Annotated in this window: 16 protein-coding genes; 6 read left to right on the forward strand and 10 right to left on the reverse strand. The window is 74.5% G+C overall.

Annotated features, from left to right (window positions below):
* The first annotated feature begins 9 nt into the window (after positions 1–9).
* The gene (locus ABWI07_RS22575; protein WP_149258204.1) at positions 10–1,623 is read left to right on the forward strand and encodes a phytoene desaturase family protein; all 1,614 of its coding nucleotides are present in this window, start codon (positions 10–12) and stop codon (positions 1,621–1,623) included.
* A 30-nt stretch (positions 1,624–1,653) separates the two neighbouring features.
* Here ABWI07_RS22575 and ABWI07_RS22580 read toward each other — a convergent pair whose 3' ends face one another.
* Positions 1,654–3,102, reverse strand: coding sequence for an MFS transporter (locus ABWI07_RS22580; protein ID WP_149258203.1), 1,449 nt, complete (start codon positions 3,100–3,102; stop codon positions 1,654–1,656).
* 197 nt (positions 3,103–3,299) lie between these two features.
* On the opposite strand from ABWI07_RS22580, the gene ABWI07_RS22585 reads away from it, so the two are divergent.
* The gene (locus tag ABWI07_RS22585; protein ID WP_149258202.1) at positions 3,300–3,734 is read left to right on the forward strand and encodes a CBS domain-containing protein; all 435 of its coding nucleotides are present in this window, start codon (positions 3,300–3,302) and stop codon (positions 3,732–3,734) included.
* 36 nt (positions 3,735–3,770) lie between these two features.
* Here ABWI07_RS22585 and yczR read toward each other — a convergent pair whose 3' ends face one another.
* Complete coding sequence (yczR, locus tag ABWI07_RS22590) at positions 3,771–5,264, reverse strand: MocR-like transcription factor YczR (RefSeq protein WP_353819720.1); 1,494 nt, start codon at positions 5,262–5,264, stop codon at positions 3,771–3,773.
* Positions 5,265–5,358: 94 nt separating this feature from the next.
* Here yczR and yczE point away from each other — a divergent pair, with 94 nt between their 5' ends.
* Positions 5,359–5,991 carry a membrane protein YczE gene (gene yczE / locus ABWI07_RS22595; RefSeq protein WP_149258200.1) on the forward strand — a complete coding sequence of 211 codons (633 nt, stop codon included), beginning with the start codon at positions 5,359–5,361 and terminating at the stop codon, positions 5,989–5,991.
* Between the two features lie 32 nt (positions 5,992–6,023).
* Here yczE and ABWI07_RS22600 read toward each other — a convergent pair whose 3' ends face one another.
* The 4 genes from ABWI07_RS22600 to ABWI07_RS22615 all read right to left on the reverse strand — a co-directional run bounded on the left by ABWI07_RS22600 (position 6,024) and on the right by ABWI07_RS22615 (position 10,009).
* The gene (locus ABWI07_RS22600; RefSeq protein ID WP_149258199.1) at positions 6,024–7,154 is read right to left on the reverse strand and encodes a glycerate kinase; all 1,131 of its coding nucleotides are present in this window, start codon (positions 7,152–7,154) and stop codon (positions 6,024–6,026) included.
* Positions 7,151–8,041 (reverse strand): hypothetical protein, encoded by an 891-nt coding sequence (locus tag ABWI07_RS22605; protein ID WP_149258198.1) that lies wholly within the window; start codon positions 8,039–8,041, stop codon positions 7,151–7,153. The genes ABWI07_RS22600 and ABWI07_RS22605 overlap by 4 nt, the downstream gene beginning before the upstream one ends.
* Positions 8,038–9,153 (reverse strand): S66 peptidase family protein, encoded by a 1,116-nt coding sequence (locus ABWI07_RS22610; RefSeq protein WP_235036647.1) that lies wholly within the window; start codon positions 9,151–9,153, stop codon positions 8,038–8,040. The genes ABWI07_RS22605 and ABWI07_RS22610 overlap by 4 nt, the downstream gene beginning before the upstream one ends.
* 88 nt (positions 9,154–9,241) lie before the next feature.
* Positions 9,242–10,009, reverse strand: coding sequence for an SIR2 family NAD-dependent protein deacylase (locus ABWI07_RS22615; protein ID WP_149258197.1), 768 nt, complete (start codon positions 10,007–10,009; stop codon positions 9,242–9,244).
* 139 nt (positions 10,010–10,148) lie between these two features.
* Here ABWI07_RS22615 and ABWI07_RS22620 point away from each other — a divergent pair, with 139 nt between their 5' ends.
* On the forward strand, positions 10,149–11,114 hold the full coding sequence (locus ABWI07_RS22620) for a sulfotransferase family protein (RefSeq protein ID WP_149258196.1): 966 nt from the start codon (positions 10,149–10,151) through the stop codon (positions 11,112–11,114).
* 22 nt (positions 11,115–11,136) lie between these two features.
* Here ABWI07_RS22620 and ABWI07_RS22625 read toward each other — a convergent pair whose 3' ends face one another.
* Positions 11,137–13,113, reverse strand: a complete 1,977-nt coding sequence (locus ABWI07_RS22625) for an ABC transporter ATP-binding protein (protein WP_375708326.1) — start codon at positions 13,111–13,113, stop codon at positions 11,137–11,139.
* A gap of 197 nt (positions 13,114–13,310) precedes the next feature.
* On the opposite strand from ABWI07_RS22625, the gene ABWI07_RS22630 reads away from it, so the two are divergent.
* The gene (locus ABWI07_RS22630; RefSeq protein ID WP_353819721.1) at positions 13,311–15,251 is read left to right on the forward strand and encodes a Xaa-Pro dipeptidyl-peptidase; all 1,941 of its coding nucleotides are present in this window, start codon (positions 13,311–13,313) and stop codon (positions 15,249–15,251) included.
* 42 nt (positions 15,252–15,293) lie between these two features.
* Here ABWI07_RS22630 and ABWI07_RS22635 read toward each other — a convergent pair whose 3' ends face one another.
* The 3 genes from ABWI07_RS22635 to ABWI07_RS22645 all read right to left on the reverse strand — a co-directional run bounded on the left by ABWI07_RS22635 (position 15,294) and on the right by ABWI07_RS22645 (position 18,196).
* Complete coding sequence (locus ABWI07_RS22635; RefSeq protein ID WP_149258194.1) at positions 15,294–16,121, reverse strand: enoyl-CoA hydratase/isomerase family protein; 828 nt, start codon at positions 16,119–16,121, stop codon at positions 15,294–15,296.
* A gap of 147 nt (positions 16,122–16,268) precedes the next feature.
* Entirely contained in the window at positions 16,269–16,481 is a 213-nt protein-coding gene (locus ABWI07_RS22640; protein WP_021596738.1) for a helix-turn-helix domain-containing protein, read from the reverse strand.
* 116 nt (positions 16,482–16,597) lie between these two features.
* Positions 16,598–18,196 carry an ABC-F family ATP-binding cassette domain-containing protein gene (locus ABWI07_RS22645; protein ID WP_149258193.1) on the reverse strand — a complete coding sequence of 533 codons (1,599 nt, stop codon included), beginning with the start codon at positions 18,194–18,196 and terminating at the stop codon, positions 16,598–16,600.
* 271 nt (positions 18,197–18,467) lie between these two features.
* Between ABWI07_RS22645 and ABWI07_RS22650 the strand changes: the two genes are divergently transcribed.
* Positions 18,468–19,265 carry a VOC family protein gene (locus ABWI07_RS22650; RefSeq protein ID WP_149258192.1) on the forward strand — a complete coding sequence of 266 codons (798 nt, stop codon included), beginning with the start codon at positions 18,468–18,470 and terminating at the stop codon, positions 19,263–19,265.
* Positions 19,266–19,337: the final 72 nt, after the last annotated feature.

A 19,337-nucleotide genomic window follows, 5' to 3' on the forward strand; every position in this document is an offset into this window, starting at 1 on the left:
GGATGCCGCATGGCTGACGCCGTGGTCGTCGGCGCGGGGCCCAACGGGCTCGTCGCCGCCAACATGCTCGCCGACGCCGGGTGGGACGTGGAGGTCCTCGAAGCGCAGCCCGAACCCGGCGGCGCGGTGCGCAGCGACGAGGGCGTCCGGCCCGGCTACGTGAGCGACCTGTGCAGCGCGTTCTACCCGCTCGGCGTCGCGTCGCCCGCGATGCGGGCGCTGGAGCTGGAGCGGCACGGGCTGCGCTGGCGGCACGCGCCCGCCGTCCTCGCCCACCCGCTCCCCGACGGGCGCTGCGCCGTCATCGAACGCGACGCGGACGCGACCGCCGCGGGCCTGGACGCGCTCGGCGCGGGCGACGGCGAGGCGTGGCTGCGGCTCTGGCGCCTGTGGGACGTGATGGGAGAGGACCTCCTGCGCGCCATGCTCGGCCCGATCCCGCCGGTGCGCGCCGCGCTCCCGCTGCTGGCGTCGACCCGCCGCGCGGGCGGCCTGCGGGCCCTGCGCACCCTGCTGGCCCCCGTCCGCACGCTCGGGGAGCAGGAGTTCGGGGGGCCCGGCGGCCCGCTGCTGCTCGCCGGGTCGGCGCTGCACACCGACGTGTTCCCCGAGTCGACCGCCGGGGCCATGTTCGGCTGGCTCCTCGCCATGGCCGGCCAGCGTTACGGGTGGCCGGTCCCCGAGGGCGGCGCGGGCGAGCTGACGGCGGCGCTCGTGCGGCGGCTGGAGTCGCGCGGCGGGCGCCTCCGCTGCGACACCCCGGTCGCGTCCGTCGTCGTGCGGGACGGGCGCGCGCTCGGCGTCCGCACCGCGGCGGGCGAACCGGTGCGCGCCGCGAAGGCCGTCCTCGCCGACGTCTCGGCACCCGCCCTCTACGGGGGCCTGGTCGGCTGGTCCGACCTGCCCGCCTCGCTCCGCGCGGACATGCGCCGCTTCGTCTGGGACCACGCCACCTTCAAGGTCGACTGGGCGCTGTCGGGGCCGATCCCCTGGGCGTCGGACGGCGCCCGGCGCGCCGGGACCGTCCACCTGTCCCCCGGCATGGACGCGATGACCGACTACAGCGCGCAGCTCGCCACCGGCCGCGTCCCGGCCGAGCCGTTCGCGCTCCTCGGCCAGATGACGACCGCCGACCCCACCCGCTCCCCCGCCGGGACCGACTCGGTGTGGGCGTACACGCACGTCCCGCACCGGGTGAAGGCCGACGCGGGACCGGACGGCATCACGGGCGCCTGGGACGAGCGCGAGCGCGACGCCATGGCGGCCCGCGTCGAGGACGTCGTGGAGCGCCTGGCCCCCGGCTTCCGCTCCCGCGTCCTCGACCGGCGCGTCACCGCCCCGCCCGCCTTCCAGGACCACAACGCCAACCTGCGCAACGGGGCGCTCAACGGCGGCACGGCGATGCTCCACCAGCAGCTGGTGTTCCGGCCCGTCCCCGGCCTCGGGCGCGCCGAGACGCCGGTCGCGGGCCTGTACCTGGCGTCGGCGTCCGCGCATCCGGGCGGCGGGGTGCACGGCGCGTGCGGCGCCAACGCGGCCCGGGCCGCCCTCGCCCACGCCGGACCGGCGGGACGCCTGCTCACCCCGGCCCTCGGCGCGCTGTCGCGCCTCCTCGCCCCCTGACCGGGGCGGGGAGGCGCGACCGGAACTCCGTCAGGCCGCCGCGGCCTGCTCCGCCGACAGGGGCTTGGCCACGTCCTCCAGGGACCGCTGCGCGGCCTCGACGCCGATGGCCAGCTCCACCAGCCCGGCGGCGATCATCAGCGCGGCGCCCAGGTAGTAGCCGTTCACGACGTTCGCCACCTTCTCGGTCTCCACCAGGCGGCCGAAAAGCGCGGGGCCGATCACGCCGCCGAGCCCCGTCCCGACCGCGTAGAACGCGGCGATCGCCATCGCCCGGGTCTCCATCGGGAAGATCTCGCTGACCGTGAGGTAGGCCGACGACGCCCCGGCCGAGGCGAAGAAGAAGACCGCGCACCAGCAGGCCGTCAGCGTCCAGGCGTCGAGCAGGTCCGCGCGGAACAGCAGCCCCGTGCCGATCAGCAGCACGCCGGAGAGGACGTAGGAGGCCGTGACCATCGTCCTGCGGCCGACCGTGTCGAACAGCTTGCCGAGGAAGAACGCGCCCAGGAAGTTCCCGATGCCGATCGGGATCAGGTAGTAGCCGACCTTGGCGTCGGGGACGTCGAAGAACGTGCTCAGCACGAGCGCGTAGGTGAAGTAGACGGCGTTGTAGAGGAACGCCTGCCCGATGAACAGCGAGAGGCCGAGGACGGTCCGGCGCGGGTAGCGGCGCACGGCCGTCGAGGCGATCTCCCGGAACGACACGACCTTGCGCTGGCGCACCCGGATGCTCTCGCGGGGCTCCTCCAGCGCCTCGCCGGTCTCCTTCGTGATCTCGCGCTCGATGCCGCCCACCACGCGCTCGGCCTGGTCCTCGCGCCCGTGGATGAACAGCCAGCGCGGGCTCTCCGGCACCGTCCGGCGCACGAACAGCACGCCGAGGCCGAGGACCGCGCCGAGCGCGAACAGGGCCCGCCAGCCGAGGTCCTCGGGGACGAGGTCGCCGTTCAGCACCGGGATCGACAGCGCCGCCGCGATGGACGTGCCGATCCAGAACGAGCCGTTCACCACCACGTCCACCCGGCCGCGCACCCGCGCCGGGATCAGCTCGTCGATCGCCGAGTTGATGGCGGCGTACTCGCCGCCGATGCCGGCCCCGGTGAGGAACCGGCAGGCGTAGAACCACATCGGGTTGAACGAGAACGCCGTCGCGACGGTCGCCGCCAGGTACAGCGCGAGCGTGGCGATGAAGAGCTTCTTGCGCCCGAACCGGTCGGTCAGGTGCCCGAAGAACAGCGCGCCGAGGCACGCTCCGATCACGTAGACGGACGCGGCCAGCCCGACCTGGCCGTCGGTCAGCCCGAGCCCGCCGGAGGCGTCGGTGAGCCGCGGGCCGATGACGCCGACGACGGTCACCTCCAGCCCGTCCAGGATCCAGACCGCGCCGAGACCGAGCAGGACCGTCCAGTGCCAGCGCGACCACGGCAGCCGGTCGAGCCGCCCGGGGATGTTCGTTTCGATGGTTCGCTGCGCCGTCATCGCCATGCATCCCTTGGTTCCCGATCTACGGCATTTATTCGGCCTTTATGCCGTCACCTGACCGGGGCGTTTCCCGGACCGGGGGTTTCGCTGGACGCCGGAACATGCGATTTTGGCAGGACCAAGGCCCGGCAAGCGGCCCCGCCCCCGGCGGCCGCCGCCCCGCGGGCCCGAAACCGGCACCGGGAGCGTGAGGCATGCGGATTCGCGACATCCTGCGGAGGAAGGGAGACGAGGTGGCCACGGTGCGGCCCGACGCCACCGTGCGGCAGCTCCTCGCCGTCCTGGCGGAGCACAACATCGGCGCCGCGGTGGTCTCGCCCGACGGCGCGTCGATCGCCGGCATCGTCTCCGAGCGGGACGTGGTGCGGCGGCTGCACGAGCACGGCGCGGCGCTGCTCGACCACCCCGTCTCGGAGATCATGACGGCCGAGGTCCGCAGCTGCGGACCCGGCGACCAGGTGGAGGACCTGCGCCGCGCCATGACCGAGCACCGGTTCCGGCACGTGCCCGTCGTCGAGGACGGCAGGCTCGCCGGCATCGTCAGCATCGGCGACGTCGTCAAGAGCGCCATCGACGAGCTGGAGAGCGAGCGCGAGCACCTCGTCGACTACATCCAGCGCGCTCCCTGACGCCGCTCGGGCGCGCCCCCGCCGGGCGGGGGCGCGTCAGACGTAGGCGGGCAGGGGCCGGGCCGCCGGCGCCGCCTCGGCCTCCCGGTGGGCGAGGGCCAGGCGCCGCACGGCCAGGCGGAGCGTGTCCGGCGGCAGCACGTACGGCAGCCGGACGTAGTCCTCCAGCACGCCGTCGGCCCCGAACACCGGGCCGGCGACGACCCGGACGCCGAGCCGCTCGGACGCCTCGGCGACCCGGGAGGCGATGGGGGCGCCGATCCTCGCCCACAGCGACATGCCCCCGTCGGGGAGCCGGAACTCCCAGCCGGGCAGGTGCTCGCGCAGCGCCCCGGCGAGCGCGTCGCGGCCGCGCAGCAGGCTCGCGGCGCGTTCGGCGCGGACCTCCTCCACGCGCAGCAGCAGCTCCTTGACGATCAGCTGGTCCAGGGTCGGGCTCGCCATGTCGAACGGCTCGCGGGCCAGCACGATCCGGCGGGCCAGCGGGGCGGTGGCGCGGATCCAGCCGATCCTCAGCCCGCCCCACAGCAGCTTGGAGGCCGACCCGATCGTGACCACCCGGCCGCCGGAGTCGAACGCCGCGAGCGGCGGCTCGCGCGGCGCCTCGGGGTCGTGGGCGAGCTCGGCGAAGGTCTCGTCGGTGACGAGGAACGCGTCCGCGCGGCGGGCGGCGTCGACGAGCGCGGCCCGGTCGCCCGGCCCCATCAGGTGCCCGGTCGGGTTCTGGAAGTCGGGGATCATGTAGGCCATCCGGACGGCGGCCTGCCGCATGGCCCCGGCGGCGAGCTCGACGTCCCAGCCCTCGTTGACCCCGACGGGGACGAGCCGGGCGCCGCGGCGGCGCAGCGCCCCGAGCGCGTGCGGGTAGGTGGGGCGCTCGACCAGCACGGCGTCGCCCGGCTCCACCAGCAGCTGGGTCAGCAGCGTGAACGCGTGCTGCGCGCCCGTGGTCACGACGATCTGGTCGGCGCGGGTCGGGACGCCGCGCGCGGTGTAGCCGTCCGCGATGACCTCCCGGAGCTCTGCGAGCCCCGCGGGCGCGTAGCCCGGACCCGAGCTGTAGCGGGGCAGCTCGTCGACGGCCGCGGCGACGGCCTCCTGGAAGATCTCGGGAGCGCCGGGAGCCGCACAGCCGAGGTCGATGAACGAGGGGTCGTCCGGCGCGGGGTGGGCCTTGCCGTACCGGTGGCCCGCTGGGACGGCGTCGCCCGAGGCTTCGCGGAGCCCCCCGTGCGGCTCGGCCGACGCCATCCGCACCGTGGGCAGCGCCGTCCAGCTTCCCGCGCCCTGCCTGCTCTGGACGTAGCCCTCGTCGCGGAGCCGGTCGTAGGCGGCCGTCACGGTGGTGCGGCTGACGCCGAGGGCGGCGGCCAGGTCGCGTTCGGCGGGCAGCCGCGTGCGCAGCGCGAGCCTGCCGTCCAGGACGAGGGCGCGCAGCGACCGGGCCACCGCCGCGTAGACGGGGCGCTCCTCCGAGACGTCCCCCAGCAGCCGGGCCAGATTCGGGCCGCTCACGTAGCGCGTGCTCATACAGGCCACTTTCGCACATTGGCTCTACTGACACCAGTCCACTTCCGCAAGAGTGGTGCGGGATGATGGTGACCAGTGGAGGGAAATCCCGATAATGGCCTTGATGGCACGTCGCTTGGTGCAGCTCTACGTTGGATTGGCCTTGTACGGGCTGGGCATCGCCCTCCAGGTGGCGTCCGGGCTCGGCAACGACCCCTGGGACGTCTTCCACCAGGGGCTCTCCCGGCGCTTCGGCCTGTCGATCGGCGCCTGGATCATCATCGCGGGCGCCCTCGTGATGCTCGCGTGGATCCCGCTGCGGCAGCGGCCCGGCATCGGGACGATCAGCAACGTCGTGCTCGTGGGCGTCTTCGCCGACCTGTTCCTGTGGCTGCTGCCCGCCCCGGACGCGCTCGCCGGGCGCTGGGCCTACCTGATCGCCGCCGTGCTGGTGGGCGGCTTCGCCACCGGCTGCTACATCGGCGCCGGCCTCGGCCCGGGACCCCGGGACGGGCTGATGACGGGGCTCGCGGCGCGCGGCCACTCGATCCGGGTGGTCCGGACGGCGATCGAGCTGACGGTGCTGGCCGCCGGATGGCTGCTCGGCGGCACCGTCGGCGTGGGAACGGTCCTCTACGCCGTGGCGATCGGGCCGCTGGCCCACGTCCTGCTGCCCCGGCTGACCGTCCGGGCCCCCGCGCCCGCGCCCGCGCCCGCGCCGGAACCCGAGCCCGCCTGCGTGCCCTAGCGGAGGACGGCCCCCTGGCGGAGGAAGCTCCCCTAGCGGAGGAAGAGGCGCACCGCCTGCTCGGCGACGGCCGCGAGCAGGGGCGCGGCGCCCGCCTTCAGCTCGTCCAGGGTGCGGGGCCCGTCGGCGAGGCTGAACGCGGCGGTCAGGCCGAGCGCGTGCAGCTCGTCGAGCGGCCCGGCGACGCCGCCGGCCAGGGCGACGCACGGGACGCCGCGGTCCCGGGCGAGCGCCGCGACCGCGGACACCACCTTGCCGCCGGCGCTCTGCCCGTCCACGCGGCCCTCCCCCGTGACGACCAGGTCGGCGCCGTCGAGTGCGGCGGGCAGGCCGACGGCCTCGGCGACGAGCCCCGCGCCGCCCGACGGCTCGGCGCCGAGCAGCCCGACGAGGCCGCCGCAGGTGCCGCCGGCCGCGCCCGCTCCCGGCAGGTCGTGCACGCGGGGGCCGCCGCGCGCGGCCAAGGCGTCGGCGAACACGGTGAGGGCGGCGTCCAGCTCCGCGACCTGGGCGGGCGAGGCGCCCTTCTGCGGGCCGAACACGGCGGCCGCGCCGGCGGGCCCGACGAGCGGGTTGGTCACGTCGCAGGCCACCCGGAACCGGGTCGCGCGGACCTCCTCCGGCACGCCGGAGTCGTCGATCGAGGCCAGCCGGGCGAGCGCGGCGCCGCCCGGCGGCAGCTCCGCGCCGGCGGCGTCCAGGAAGCGGACGCCGAGCGCGCTCAGCAGCCCGGCGCCGCCGTCGGTGCTGGCGCTGCCGCCGATGCAGACCAGGACGTCGCGGGCGCCGCGCCGCACGGCGTCGGCGATCAGCTCGCCGGTGCCGGTGGTGGCCGCGTCCATCGGGGCGGGCGGGACGTCCTCGACCAGCGGCAGCCCTGAGGCCGCGGCCAGTTCGACGACCGCGGAGCGCCCGTCGCCGGACAGCGCGTAGCGCGCCTTGACCGGACGCCCCACCGGGTCGGTGGCGGCGACCTCGACGGCGTCGCCGCCGCGGGCGCTGAGGAAGCAGTCGAGGGTGCCCTCGCCGCCGTCGGCCATCGGCACCGCGGCGACCTCCGCGTCCGGCGCGGCGCGCCGGGCACCGGCCGCGACGGCGGCGCAGACCTCCGCCGCGGAGAGGCTGCCTTTGAACGAGTCGGGCGCGACGACGATCCGCGTCATCGCTCCGCCGCCAGCGTCGCGAGCACGGAGGCGAACTCCTCCGGCAGGACCAGCGTGTCGCCCTCGTAGCGGGTCTCCAGGCAGGTCAGCTCACCGGCCCGCCACCAGTACAGGTACGGGCTGAGCGACCCGGGGCCCTCCTCGTAGGCGCGGTGCGCCTGCGCCTGGAGCTCGGTCGCCGCCGCCACGGCCTCGCGGTAGCGCGCCCTCGGGTGGCGGTCGGCGATCCGGAGCGGGTGGGCGACGATGAGGCTGCGGTTGGGCGCGATGACCAGCGCCCCGTACGGGCCGATAGGCAGGTACTCCTCCAGCCACGCCAGGTGCGTGACGGCGTAGAACGTCCACCCGTGCAGCACGGAGACGCGGACGCCGCCGAGGTCCTGCTCGTCGAGTTGGAGCGGGCCGTCGGCGCGGACGTTGGCGCGGCCGAGCATGAACAGCGCGTCGCCCGACACCGGCCAGCCGCCCATCTCCTCGGTGGTGACCGTCCGGACGGTGGTCGGCGTGTCGACCACCACCACCTCGATCAGTCCGGGCGCGAACGGCCGGGCCGCGAGCACCCCGTTGTCGGCCTCCGCCGGGTAGATGCGGGTGCGCAGCAGGTGCTGGGCGAGGTCGAAGTCGCTGAGGTCCAGCGGCTCCTCGATCGCGGTGACGATCGTGGTGACGTGGTCGGAGACCAGCGCGGGCCAGTCGTCGCGCGGCACGAGCCGGGCGAGCTGCCGCAGGTCGCGCAGGCTGACGTGCAGCCTGTTCGCGCCCTCCAGCAGCATGACCTCGCCGGGCACGCGGCTGCACCGGTAGCCGAGGCTCTCGGCCACGAGGACGAGCAGGGAGTCGAGGGTCCCCTCGTCCCATGAGTCGGGACGGGCGTGGCGGCCGCTCATCGCGCACCTCCCGGGGGCGCTTCGAGGGTGAGCGCGCCGGTGTCCGGCACGGCGGGGTGCGGATCTGCGGGGTCGTGGCCCGGCGGGGCCGGGGCGTGCAGCACGGCGGGGGCGCCGAGTTCCAGGGTGTGCTGGCGCGGCCCGTGCCCGGCGGGGAGGCCGGCGAGGACGGGGACGCCGAGCGGGCCGAGCCGGGCGGCGAACACCGCGTCGAGCTCGGCGGGGTCGCCGCAGTCCTTCCAGGAGCCGAGCGCCACCCCGGCCGCGCCGTCGAACCAGCCGGCCTGGAGCAGCTGGACGAGCATCCGGTCGATCCGGTAGGGCGCCTCGGTGACGTCCTCCAGGAAGACGATGCGGCCCGCGGCAGGCGGCGGCGCGTACGGGGTGCCGAGCAGCGCCGTCAGGAGCGAGAGGGTGCCGCCGGTCAGCGGGCCCTCCGCGCGTCCGGGCCGCAGCGTGCGGGTGCCGGGCAGGGTTGCGGCCCCGCCGAACAGGGCCGCGCGCAGGGCGTCCAGGGAGTCGTCGGGGGCCGCGGGGTCGAGGTCGGCGATCACTCCGGCGGGCATGGGGCCGAAGGACGTCGTGACGCCCAGGCGCGTTCCAAAGGCGGCGTGCAGCGCGGTGATGTCGCTGGAGCCGTGGAGGATCTTCGGCCCGCCGGAGGCCGGGGACGCCTGGGTCGCGGCGCGCAGGGCGTCCCAGTCGAGGAGGTCGAGCACGCGGGTGGCGCCGTAGCCGCCCCGCGCGCAGACCACCGCGCGGACGCTCGGGTCGCACCAGGCGGCCTGGAGGTCGGCGGCGCGGTCGGCGTCTGCTCCGGCCAGCCGGTGCCAGTCGCCGCGCACCGGCTCGGCGGAACCGAGGTTGACCTGGTCGAGGGCGTGCTTCCCCACCACGGTGTCAAGGCCGAGGTCGCGCAGGACCGCGCAGCCGGCCTCCAGCCGGGCGGGCTCGGCAGGACCGCTGGGCGCGACCACCGCGACGCGGTCGCCGGGCAGCAGACGCCGGTACCTGCGGGCCTTGCGCGCGCGCTCCGGACCGCCGGGCGTGCCGACGGCGGGCGCGTCAGGCGGCCCGCCGGCCGCCACCGCGCGGGCGCCCCCGCTGTTCAACCCGATCCCTCCTCGCACCGCGACGGATAGAGCTTGTCAGGATCCGGACGCCAGTGGAAGGGGCGACCGGTCACGACCCGCCAACAGATCATCGCCCCGTGCCGAGCGCGAGGCCGGCGAGGCGCGGCAGCGTCTCGCCGATCGGCCGGCGCAGCACCGCGTCGGCCAGCTCATCGTACGGCGTCTCCTCCGCGTTGATGATCACCAGGCGGGCGCCGTGGTCGACGGCCTCCAGGCACAGGCCCGCGGCGGGCTGCACGGTGAGCGAGGTGCCGACCGCCAGGAACAGGTCGCAGGACCGCGCGGCGGCGACCGCCGCGTCCAGCACGTCCCGGTCGAGGGCCTGGCCGAAGGAGATCGTCGCGGACTTCTGGATGCCGCCGCACTCGGCGCAGGGCGGGTCGTCCTCCCCCGCGTCGACGCGGGCGATGATCTCCGGCATCGGGGTGCGCAGCCCGCAGGCCAGGCAGACGGCCTCGCGCATGGTCCCGTGGATCTCGATGACCGTGCCGTCCGACGATCCGGCGCGCTGGTGCAGGCCGTCGATGTTCTGGGTGATCAGGGCGCGGATCCGGCCCGCCCGCTCCAGCTCGACCAGGGCGGCGTGCGCGGCGTTCGGCTCGGCCTCCCAGACGGGGTCGTCGCGCCGCGCCCGCCAGGCGCGGCGGCGGACCTCGGGATCGGCGAGGTAGGAGCCGATCGTGGACATCGCCTCCGCCGAGGGGTCGCGCGTCCAGACGCCGTTCGGGCCGCGGAAGTCGGGGATCCCGCTGTCGGTGGAGATGCCGGCGCCGGTGAGCACCGTGATCGCCTCGGCCTCCGGCAGAAGCCGGGCGAGGGTCAGGGGAGCGTCCACCTCACCATCGTAGGTCCGGGGCGGACCCGCGCGTCCCGGTGACGGTGCGGTCCGCGGCGGTTAACGGATGGGTATCGGGCGGGCCTCACGGAGGGTCACGGGCCGCCCCGCCCTCAAAAGGTGACAAACTTGGCCCGGTATGAGGTCGACGCCGCACATCCTGGTGATCAACGGCACCAAGGTCCGCCGCCCGGTGTTCATCCTGGGCGCTCCGCACTCGGGTGCGGAGCTGCTGGCGCGCGCGGTCAAGCGCTCCCCCGGCTTCCACCTGACCACCGGTCGGCCGGGCGTCCTGCGCGTCACCTACGCCTTCGCCCGGCAGCCCTCGATCGCCGAGCGCGGGGAGGGCGCCGCCCGCGTGCTGCGCGACGCCTTCGCGCAGGCGTGGCAGGTGTCGGCGCGGGCCTGCGCGGAGTGCCCGGACGAGTGCCGGGAGATGGGCGGGCTGCCGCCGCGCCCGCCCGGCCGCCCGGAGGGGCCCGCGCCCGGCTCCGAGCTGCCCGGCCCGTGCGTGCAGGCGCAGGGGCTCGCCCGGTTCGCCGACGCCTCCCCCGACCTGATCTACAGCGCCGACGTGCTGCTGGACGCCTTCCCCGACGCCCAGCTCGTCCAGGTGATCCGGGACGGCCGGGACGTGGTCGCCGACATGCTGGCCGACGAGCGCTGCCTGGCCTGGTTCAAGCCGGGGCTGGCCAACCTCGACACGGTGTTCCCCAACCCGTTCTTCGGCGTGGAGGACCACACGGACCGCAGCCGGTGGCCGCGCGCGGCGACCGCCGTGAAGTGCGCCCTGCGGTGGCGGGGCTCGGTGCGGCTCAGCGCCAGGCTCCGCCTCCAGGTGCCGGAGGAGCAGCTGGTCACGGTCCGGTTCGAGGAGCTCGTCGCCCGGCCGCGCCGGGTCGGGGCCGAGCTGGCGGAGTACCTCGACGCGCCGCTGTCGAAGTCGGCGCTGTCGGGACTGGTGCGGGCCGGCGCGCAGGACGCCGCGGAGCCGGGCGTCGGGGTGTGGCGCGAGCGCCTCACCCCGCGGCAGGCCGCCCAGGTCGAGAAGGTCGCGGGCACCGAGCTGCGGCGGCTCGGCTACCCGGTCGGCCCGGACGCCTGAGCGGCCGCCGCCCGGCCCTCGGCTACTCGGCCCCCAGCGGCTCGGCCCCCAGCGACTCGGCCCGCAACTCCTCCCCGGGACCGGAATCGCGCTGGTGCGAGAACTGCGTGCGGTAGAGCTCGGCGTACAGGCCGCCCTCCAGCAGCAGCTCCTCGTGCCGGCCGCGCTCGGCGACCCGGCCGCCGTCGATCACCAGGATCTGGTCGGCCTCCCGGATCGTGGACAGCCGGTGCGCGATCACCAGTGAGGTCCGGCCGGCCAGGGCGGTGCGCAGCGCCCGCTGGACGGCCGCCTCGGACTCGGAGTCCAGGTGCGCGGTCGCCTCGTCCAGCACGACCACCGAGGGCGCCTTGAGCAGCAGCCGGGCGATGGCCAGCCGCTGCTTCTCCCCGCCCGACAGCCGGTAGCCGCGGTCGCCGACGACGGTGTCCAGCCCCTCGGGCATCGCGGCGACGAGGTCGCCGATGTGCGCCGCCTCCAGCGCGGCGAGGATCTCCTCGTCGGAGGCGTCGGGGCGGGCGTAGCGCATGTTCTCGCGGATCGTGTCGTGGAACAGGTGCGCGTCCTGGCTGACGACGCCGATCTCGGCGCGCAGCGACTCCAGCGTGACGTCGCGGACGTCGACGCCGCCGATCCGGACCGCGCCGTCCGACACGTCGTACAGCCGCGACACCAGGTGCGTGATCGTCGACTTCCCCGCGCCGGACGGCCCGACGAGGGCGACGAGCTGCCCCGGCGCGGCGGTGAAGTCGACGTCGTGCAGCACCTCCCGGCCGGGCGCGGTGTCGGTGCGCGCGATCGACTCCAGCGAGGCGAGCGACACCTCCTCCGCCGACGGGTAGGCGAACCGGACGTGGTCGAACTCGATCGACGGGGCCTTCGAGAGCGCCGGGCCCGAGCCGTTGCCGGACGGCGCGCGGGCCCCGGCCAGCTCCCGGGCGTCCTCGCGGTCGCGGACCAGCGGCTTCAGGTCGAGCACCTCGAACACCCGGTCGAAGCTGACGAGCGCGGTCATCACGTCCACGTGGACGTTGGACAGCGCGGTCAGCGGGCCGTACATCCGCGTCAGCAGGGTGGCGAGCGCGACGAGCGTGCCGAGCTGGAAGGCGCCGTCCACCACCAGGTAGCCGCCGACGCCGTAGACCATGGCGGTGGCGAGCGCGGCGACCAGCGTCAGCGCGGTGAAGAAGACCCGCCCGTACATGGCGGCGACGACCCCGATGTCGCGGACGCGGGCGGCGCGGCCGGAGAAGTTCTCCTCCTCTTCGTCGGGGCGCCCGTAGAGCTTGGCGAGCATGGCGCCGGCGACGTTGAACCGCTCGGTCATCAGCGAGCCCATCTCGGCGTCCAGCACCATCTGCTCGCGACTGATCCGGCTCAGCCGCTTGCCGACCCACTTGGCCGGCAGGATGAAGATCGGGAGCAGCAGCAGCGCGATCACCGTGACCTGCCAGGACAGCACGAGCATCGTCACCAGCACCAGGACCAGGCTGATCACGTTGGACACCACCGACGACAGGGTGGTGGTGAGGGCCCGCTGCGCGCCGATGACGTCGTTGTTGAGGCGGCTGACGAGCGAGCCCGTCTGCGCCCGCATGAAGAACGCGACGGGCTGCCGCTGGACGTGCGCGAACACCTGGCTGCGCAGGTCGTAGATCAGCCCCTCCCCGATGCGCGCCGAGTACCAGCGCTGCGCGAGGCCGAGCACGGCCTCCACCAGCGCGAGCCCGGCGACGGCGCCGGCGAGCCACAGGACGATGCCCGACCGGCCCGGCACGATGCCGCGGTCGATGATCGATTTGAGCAGCAGGGGGTTGGCGACGACGATCAGTGCGGCCAGCGCGTTCAGCCCCAGGAAGATCGACAGCTCGCGGACATAGGGGCGGGCGTAGCCCGCGATCCGCCCCACGGTGCCGGGCGCCAGCTTCTGGTGGGTGACGGAGCTGTCCTTGCGGAACGAGGCCATCACCTGCCAGCCGTTGCCCGGCATTCCCGGCATTCCCACGAGCGCCTCCCGGAGAGCCTCGACGTGACCAAGTACGTAATCAAGTAAGCATCTCAGTATCCGGCGGACACAACGCGGACGCGCGCACCGCTCTTCCCGGCTCCGCTCACGGCGTAACGCGGCTCTGGACAAGCCGCTCCCGGGGTGTAAGCGTGATCTCCGTTCCAGGCTCACATCCCCCAGGAGCCCCTATGAGACGACGCCTCACCGGCGGCGCCGGCGTGATCACCCTCACCGCCGCGCTCGCCGCCACCACCGCGCTGCCCGCGGCGGCGGCCGGGCCCACGAGGTCCGCGCCCCGGCCTTCCCACGCCGACGCGGGCGCCCACCAGGTCACGGTGCGGAACGGGGAGACGCAGCCGGTCTTCTCCCGGGCCGACGCCGTCACCCAGACCGTGAACATCGAGACCACGGCCGACAGCGACCGCGACGGCGTGCGGGACCGCGTGCAGTTGCGGATCATGCGCCCCAAGGAGACCGACACGGCCGGCCTCAGGGTCCCGACGATCCTGGAGCCGAGCCCGTACTGGGCCGGGATCAACGACGTCCCGAACCACCCGGTCGACATCGGCGACGCCAGGGCCCGCGCGCTGACCACGACGCAGCGCAATCTCGCCGAGATCTTCCCCGGCTACTACGACAACTACTTCCTGCCGCGCGGCTACGCCGTGGCCGACCTCGACAGCATCGGGACGGGCGGCTCGACCGGCTGCCCGACCTCCGGGGACCGCAGCGAGCAGGCGGGCGCCAAGGCCGCCGTCGACTGGCTGAACGGGCGGGCCCGGGGCTGGGCGCCGGACGGCACGCCGGTGGCGGCGACCTGGTCCACCGGGAACGTCGGCATGATCGGCCAGTCCTACAACGGGACGCTGCCGAACATGGCCGCCGCCACCGGGGTCGAGGGCCTGAAGGCCATCGTCCCGATCGCGGGCATCTCCAGCTGGTACGACTACTACCGAGCGGGCGGCGGCGTGGTCGCACCCGGCGGCTACCAGGGCGAGGACCTGGACGTCCTGGCCAAGGCGGTGCTGACCCGCAAGGACCCCGAGGTCTGCGCGAAGGTCATCGACGACATCGAGGCGACCCAGGACCGCGAGACCGGCGACTACTCCAAGGTGTGGGCGGAGCGCGACTACGTCGGGCAGGCGCGCAGGGTGCGCGCCGCCGTCATGGTCGTGCACGGGCTCAACGACTGGAACGTCAAGACCAAGAACTCCGTGCAGTGGTGGAACGCCCTGAAGGAGGCGGGCGTGCCGCGCAAGCTCTGGCTGCACCAGGGCAACCACTCCACGCCGTTCCGCTGGCGGGTCGAGGAGTGGCTGCGCCAGACGCTGCACTGGTTCGACCGCTACCTGTACGGCATCCGCAACGGCATCGAGCGCGAGCCGCGGGTCGACGTCCAGCACGCGGACGGGACGTGGGAGACGGCGAAGGACTGGCCCGTCCCCGGCACCCGCACCGTGCCGCTGAGCCTCAACGCCGGCCCCTCCGGGCAGCCGGGCGCCCTCGGCCTCACGCCTCGCCCCGGCGCGGCGCAGTCGTTCGCGGACGCGGGCAAGACCCGCACCGCCGAGCAGCTCCTCGTGAACGAGGACCGGGCCGACCCGAACCGGCTCGCCTACCTGACCGGCCCGCTGGCGGCGCCCGCCCGGGTGGACGGGATCCCGTCGGTGTCGCTGCGGGCCTCGCTGGACGGCCGGTCGCCGTACCTGACGGCGCTGCTGGTCGACTACGGCACCGACACCCGTCCCACGGGCGCGCGGGTCGCCACGGGCGAGCAGGTCTGCTACGGCGAGAGCGTGCCGGGCGACCCCGGCTGCACGACCCGGCAGGTGCTGCAGACCGAGACCGCCCCCTACAAGATCATCACGCGGGGGTGGCTGGACGCGCGGAACCGGCACGACTTCGCCAGGACCGAGCCGATCGAGGCGGGCAGGACCTACACCTTCACGTGGGACCTCGAACCGACCGACTACACGGTGAAGGCCGGCCACCGGCTCGGCGTGGTGCTGCTGTCGACCGACTACGACTACACGCTCCGCTACCCGGCGGGGACCGAGGTCGCCGTGCGGCCGGGCGTCAGCAAGGTGCTGCTGCCGCTGGCGCGGGGCGGCCGCGAGTCGCTCCGCTAGAGCGGCGCGGCGGGCCGGGGGAGGCCCCCGGCCCGCCGGCCGTCACTTTCCGAAGACCTCGCGGAGGCGGCCGATCTGCTCGCGGCGCTCGGCGGCGCACTGCTCGTCAAGGGTGTTCTCGGCGGCCTGCCACAGCAGCCGCTTGGTCGCGACGGCCGCACCCGGGTTCACCGCCAGCAGGGCGCCGGCGAGGTCGCGGACGGCGCCGTCCAGGCCGTCGCGCGGGACCACCGTCTCGGCCAGCCCGATCCGGGCAGCCTCGTCGGCGAGGACCGTCCGGGCGGTGAGGCACAGCTCCAGGGCGCGCCCGATCCCCACGATCTCGACCAGCGGCTTGGTGCCGGTCAGGTCGGGGACGAGCCCGAGCGCGGGCTCCTTCATGCAGAACTTGGCGTCGTCGGCGACCACGCGGATGTCGCAGGCCAGCGCGAGCTGGAAGCCGGCGCCGATGGCGTGGCCGTGCACCGCCGCGACGGAGACGATGTCGGGGCGCCGCAGCCAGGTGTAGCCCTCCTGGAGCTCGGCGATGAAGCGGTCGGTGCCCTCGGCGTCGGAGCCGTCGGTGAACCCCTCGCCGCCTCCGCCGCCGGAGAACATGCCGAGGTCGATGCCGGCCGAGAACGAGGGGCCCGCGCCCTTCAGGACGACGACGCGCACGTCCGAGGGCAGGGAGCGCCCGATCGCGGCGAGGCCGCGCCAGGTCGCGAAGGTCATGGCGTTGCGCCGCTCGGGCCGGTTCAGGGTGACGGTCGCGACCGCGCCGTCCACGTCGAGCCGGAGGCCCGCCTCGTCGAGGCCGGGCGGGACGTGCCGAGCCGCCTCCGCCGCCGTGGCCGTTTCCGGCCTGCCGGCCGTGGTCGCGTCCCCCATGGGTCTTCCTTCCGATGAGCGTTTCGGGTCCCGTCCCGCCGTCCACGGGGCGGGACCCGAGATCCTGTCCGCCGCCGCGACCGAACCTTACTCGGTCGGTCGCGGCGCCGGGTCAGGCGGTGCGCTCATCCGGGGGCCGGTGTCCGGTCAGGACTTCTTGCCCCGGGTCGCGCCACCGCGACCGCGCAGGTTGACGCCGGACTCGGTCAGAATCCGGTGGATGAAACCGTACGAGCGGCCGGTGGCGGCTGCCAGGGCGCGGATGCTCTCGCCGGAGTCGTACCTCTTCTTCAGGTCCGCCGCCAGCTTGTCGCGCTCGGCACCGGTCACGCGGGTGCCCTTCTTCAGGGTCTCGGCCACGAGTACCTCCCGTAGTGATGTGGTGACCGCTGCGTTATCCCCCGCCATGATCAGTCATTCCCGCCGGTTCGGCTACCCACTCGGCCAGAAAAGATCTGCGGAAGTCATCCCGCAGGTCACGCGAGCGCCACCAGATCGGCAAACTCGTCACTCCAGATGTCTTCCACACCATCTGGGAGCAAAATCACTCTTTCCGGTGCCAGCGCCTCGACCGCGCCCTCGTCGTGGGTCACCAGGACGATCGCCCCGGCGAACGTCCGCAGCGCGGCGAGGATCTCCTCGCGGCTCGCCGGGTCGAGGTTGTTGGTGGGCTCGTCCAGCAGCAGCACGTTCGCGCTGGACACCACGAGCATCGCCAGCGCCAGCCGGGTCTTCTCGCCGCCGGACAGCACCCCTGCGGGCTTGTCGACGTCGTCGCCGGAGAACAGGAACGAGCCCAGGATCTTGCGGACCTCGACCGGCGCCAGCCCGGGGGCGGCCGACTGCATGTTCTCCAGGACGGACCGCTCGACCTCCAGGGTCTCGTGCTCCTGGGCGTAGTAGCCGATCCGCAGCCCGTGGCCGGCCACGACCGTCCCGGTGTCGGGCTTGTCGACCCCCGCCAGCATCCGCAGCAGGGTCGTCTTGCCCGCGCCGTTCAGGCCGAGCACGACCACGCGGCTGCCGCGGTCGATGGCCAGGTCCACGTCGGTGAATATCTCCAAAGATCCGTACGATTTCGACAAACCCTCCGCGGTGAGGGGGGTTTTGCCACAGGGTGCCGGGTCCGGGAAGCGAATTTTGGCCACCTTGTCGGCCTGCCGCTCGCCCTCGACGCCCGCCAGCAGCTGCCGGGCCCGCCGGTCCATCTGCTGGGCCGCCTTGGCCTTGGTGGCCTTGGCGCGCATCTTGTCGGCCTGCGACAGCAGCGCGGACGCCTGCCGCTGGGCGTTCGCCGTCTCGCGCTTGCGCCGCCGCTCGTCGGTCTCCCGCTGGTCGAGGTACTTCTTCCAGCCGACGTTGTAGATGTCGATCACGCAGCGGTTGGCGTCCAGGTGGAACACCCGGTTGACCACCGCGTCCAGCAGCTCCACGTCGTGGCTGATGACGACGAGGCCGCCCTGGTGGCCCTTCAGGAAGTCGCGCAGCCAGACGATCGAGTCGGCGTCCAGGTGGTTGGTGGGCTCGTCCAGCAGCAGGGTGTCGGCGCCGGAGAACAGGATGCGGGCCAGCTCGACGCGCCGCCGCTGGCCGCCCGACAGCGTGCCGAGCGGCTGGCTCATCACCCGGTCGGGCAGGCCGAGGCTGGAGGCGATCGAGGCGGCCTCGGCCTCGGCGCTGTAGCCGCCGAGGACGTGCAGCCGCTCCTCCAGCCGCCCATACCGGCGGACGGCCTTGTCGCGGCCGGCGTCCGTGGCGGTCGCCATCGCCTCCTCGGCGGCGCGCAGGTCGCGGATCACCTCGTCCAGCCCCCGGGCCGAGAGGATCCGGTCGCGGGCCAGCTCGTCCAGGTCGACGCCACGGGGGTCCTGCGGGAGGTAGCCGATCGTCCCGGAGGACGTCACGGCGCCCTGCGCGGGCTGCGCCTCGCCCGCCAGGACCTTGGTGAGCGTGGTCTTGCCGGCGCCGTTGCGGCCGACGAAGCCGACCCGGTCGCCGGGGTTGACCCGGAAGGTGGCGGCCTCGATCAGCAGCCGGGACCCGGCGCGCAGCTCGATGTCTTTCGCAATGATCACAGTGACAGGGCTCCCCTGACGGACGGCTCGGTGGACAGGCACGAAGAAGCGCGCCGCGCGGTCCTGTGACCGGGGCGCGCTGGGCGGCCTGTCAGTTCGGGAGCGGAACCATCCGCCCAGTGTACGTGAAGCCGGGCCGGTCCCGGCCATCCCGGAGCCCGCCGGGAGCCGATGTGTAGACGCGGGAGGGCGGGGCCAGGATGGAAGTGGCGGCGCGTGCGACGGGACGGCATCGGGGCCGTGGTCCCCGGCACGAAGGAGTGTGAGGCAGATGACCCACGTCACGAGCAACGCGCCTGACGGGACGCCCACCTGGCTGGACATCGGCATCCCCGACCTCGACCGCGCCAAGACGTTCTACGGGACCCTCATGGGCTGGCAGTTCGAGGACGCGGGGGCGGAGGCGGGCCACTACAACCTGTGCAACCTGCGCGGGGAGCCCGTCGCGGGGATGATGCGGAACCCCGAGGGCGAGCCGGACGTGTACTGGTGGGAGGTCTACTTCGCCGCGGGCGACTGCGACGGGTTCGTCAAGCGGGTCACCGACGCGGGCGGCGAGGTCGTCGTCCCGGCCATGGACGTCATGGACCGCGGGCGCATGGCGATCGTCCGCGACCCGCAGGGCGCGCAGTTCGGCCTGTGGCAGGGCCGCGCCCACCCGGGCTCGCGGATCGTCAACGAGCCGGGCTCGTTCGTGTGGAACGAACTGGTCACGAGCGATTCGGCCGCGGCCGGGGAGTTCTACGGGGCGGTGTTCGGATACGAGCTGGAGCCGATGCCGGGTGACATGGACTACACCGTGCTGAAGCGGGCGGGCGACGGCCGCTACGTCGGCGGCATCCTCGGCGGATCCGAGATCCGCCTCGGCGGCGGCGAGCACCCCGCCTCGTCCTGGGTGACGTACTTCGCGGTCGACGACGCCGACGAGGCGGTCCGCAAGGTCCGCGCGGGAGGCGGCGCCGCCGACTCCGAGCCGCAGGACACCCCGTACGGGCGGACGGCGGCCGTCCGCGATCCCTTCGGGGTCCCGTTCAACGTGATGAAGCCCGCGCAGGAGCCGCAGTCCTGACCCGGCGGCCCCGGGGGCCGGCCGCCACCCGGCGGCCCCCCGAGGGGCGCACCCAGGGCTCGCCGGCGGCGC

This window comes from Actinomadura sp. NPDC000600 (assembly GCF_040492135.1).
Classification (GTDB): domain Bacteria; phylum Actinomycetota; class Actinomycetes; order Streptosporangiales; family Streptosporangiaceae; genus Spirillospora.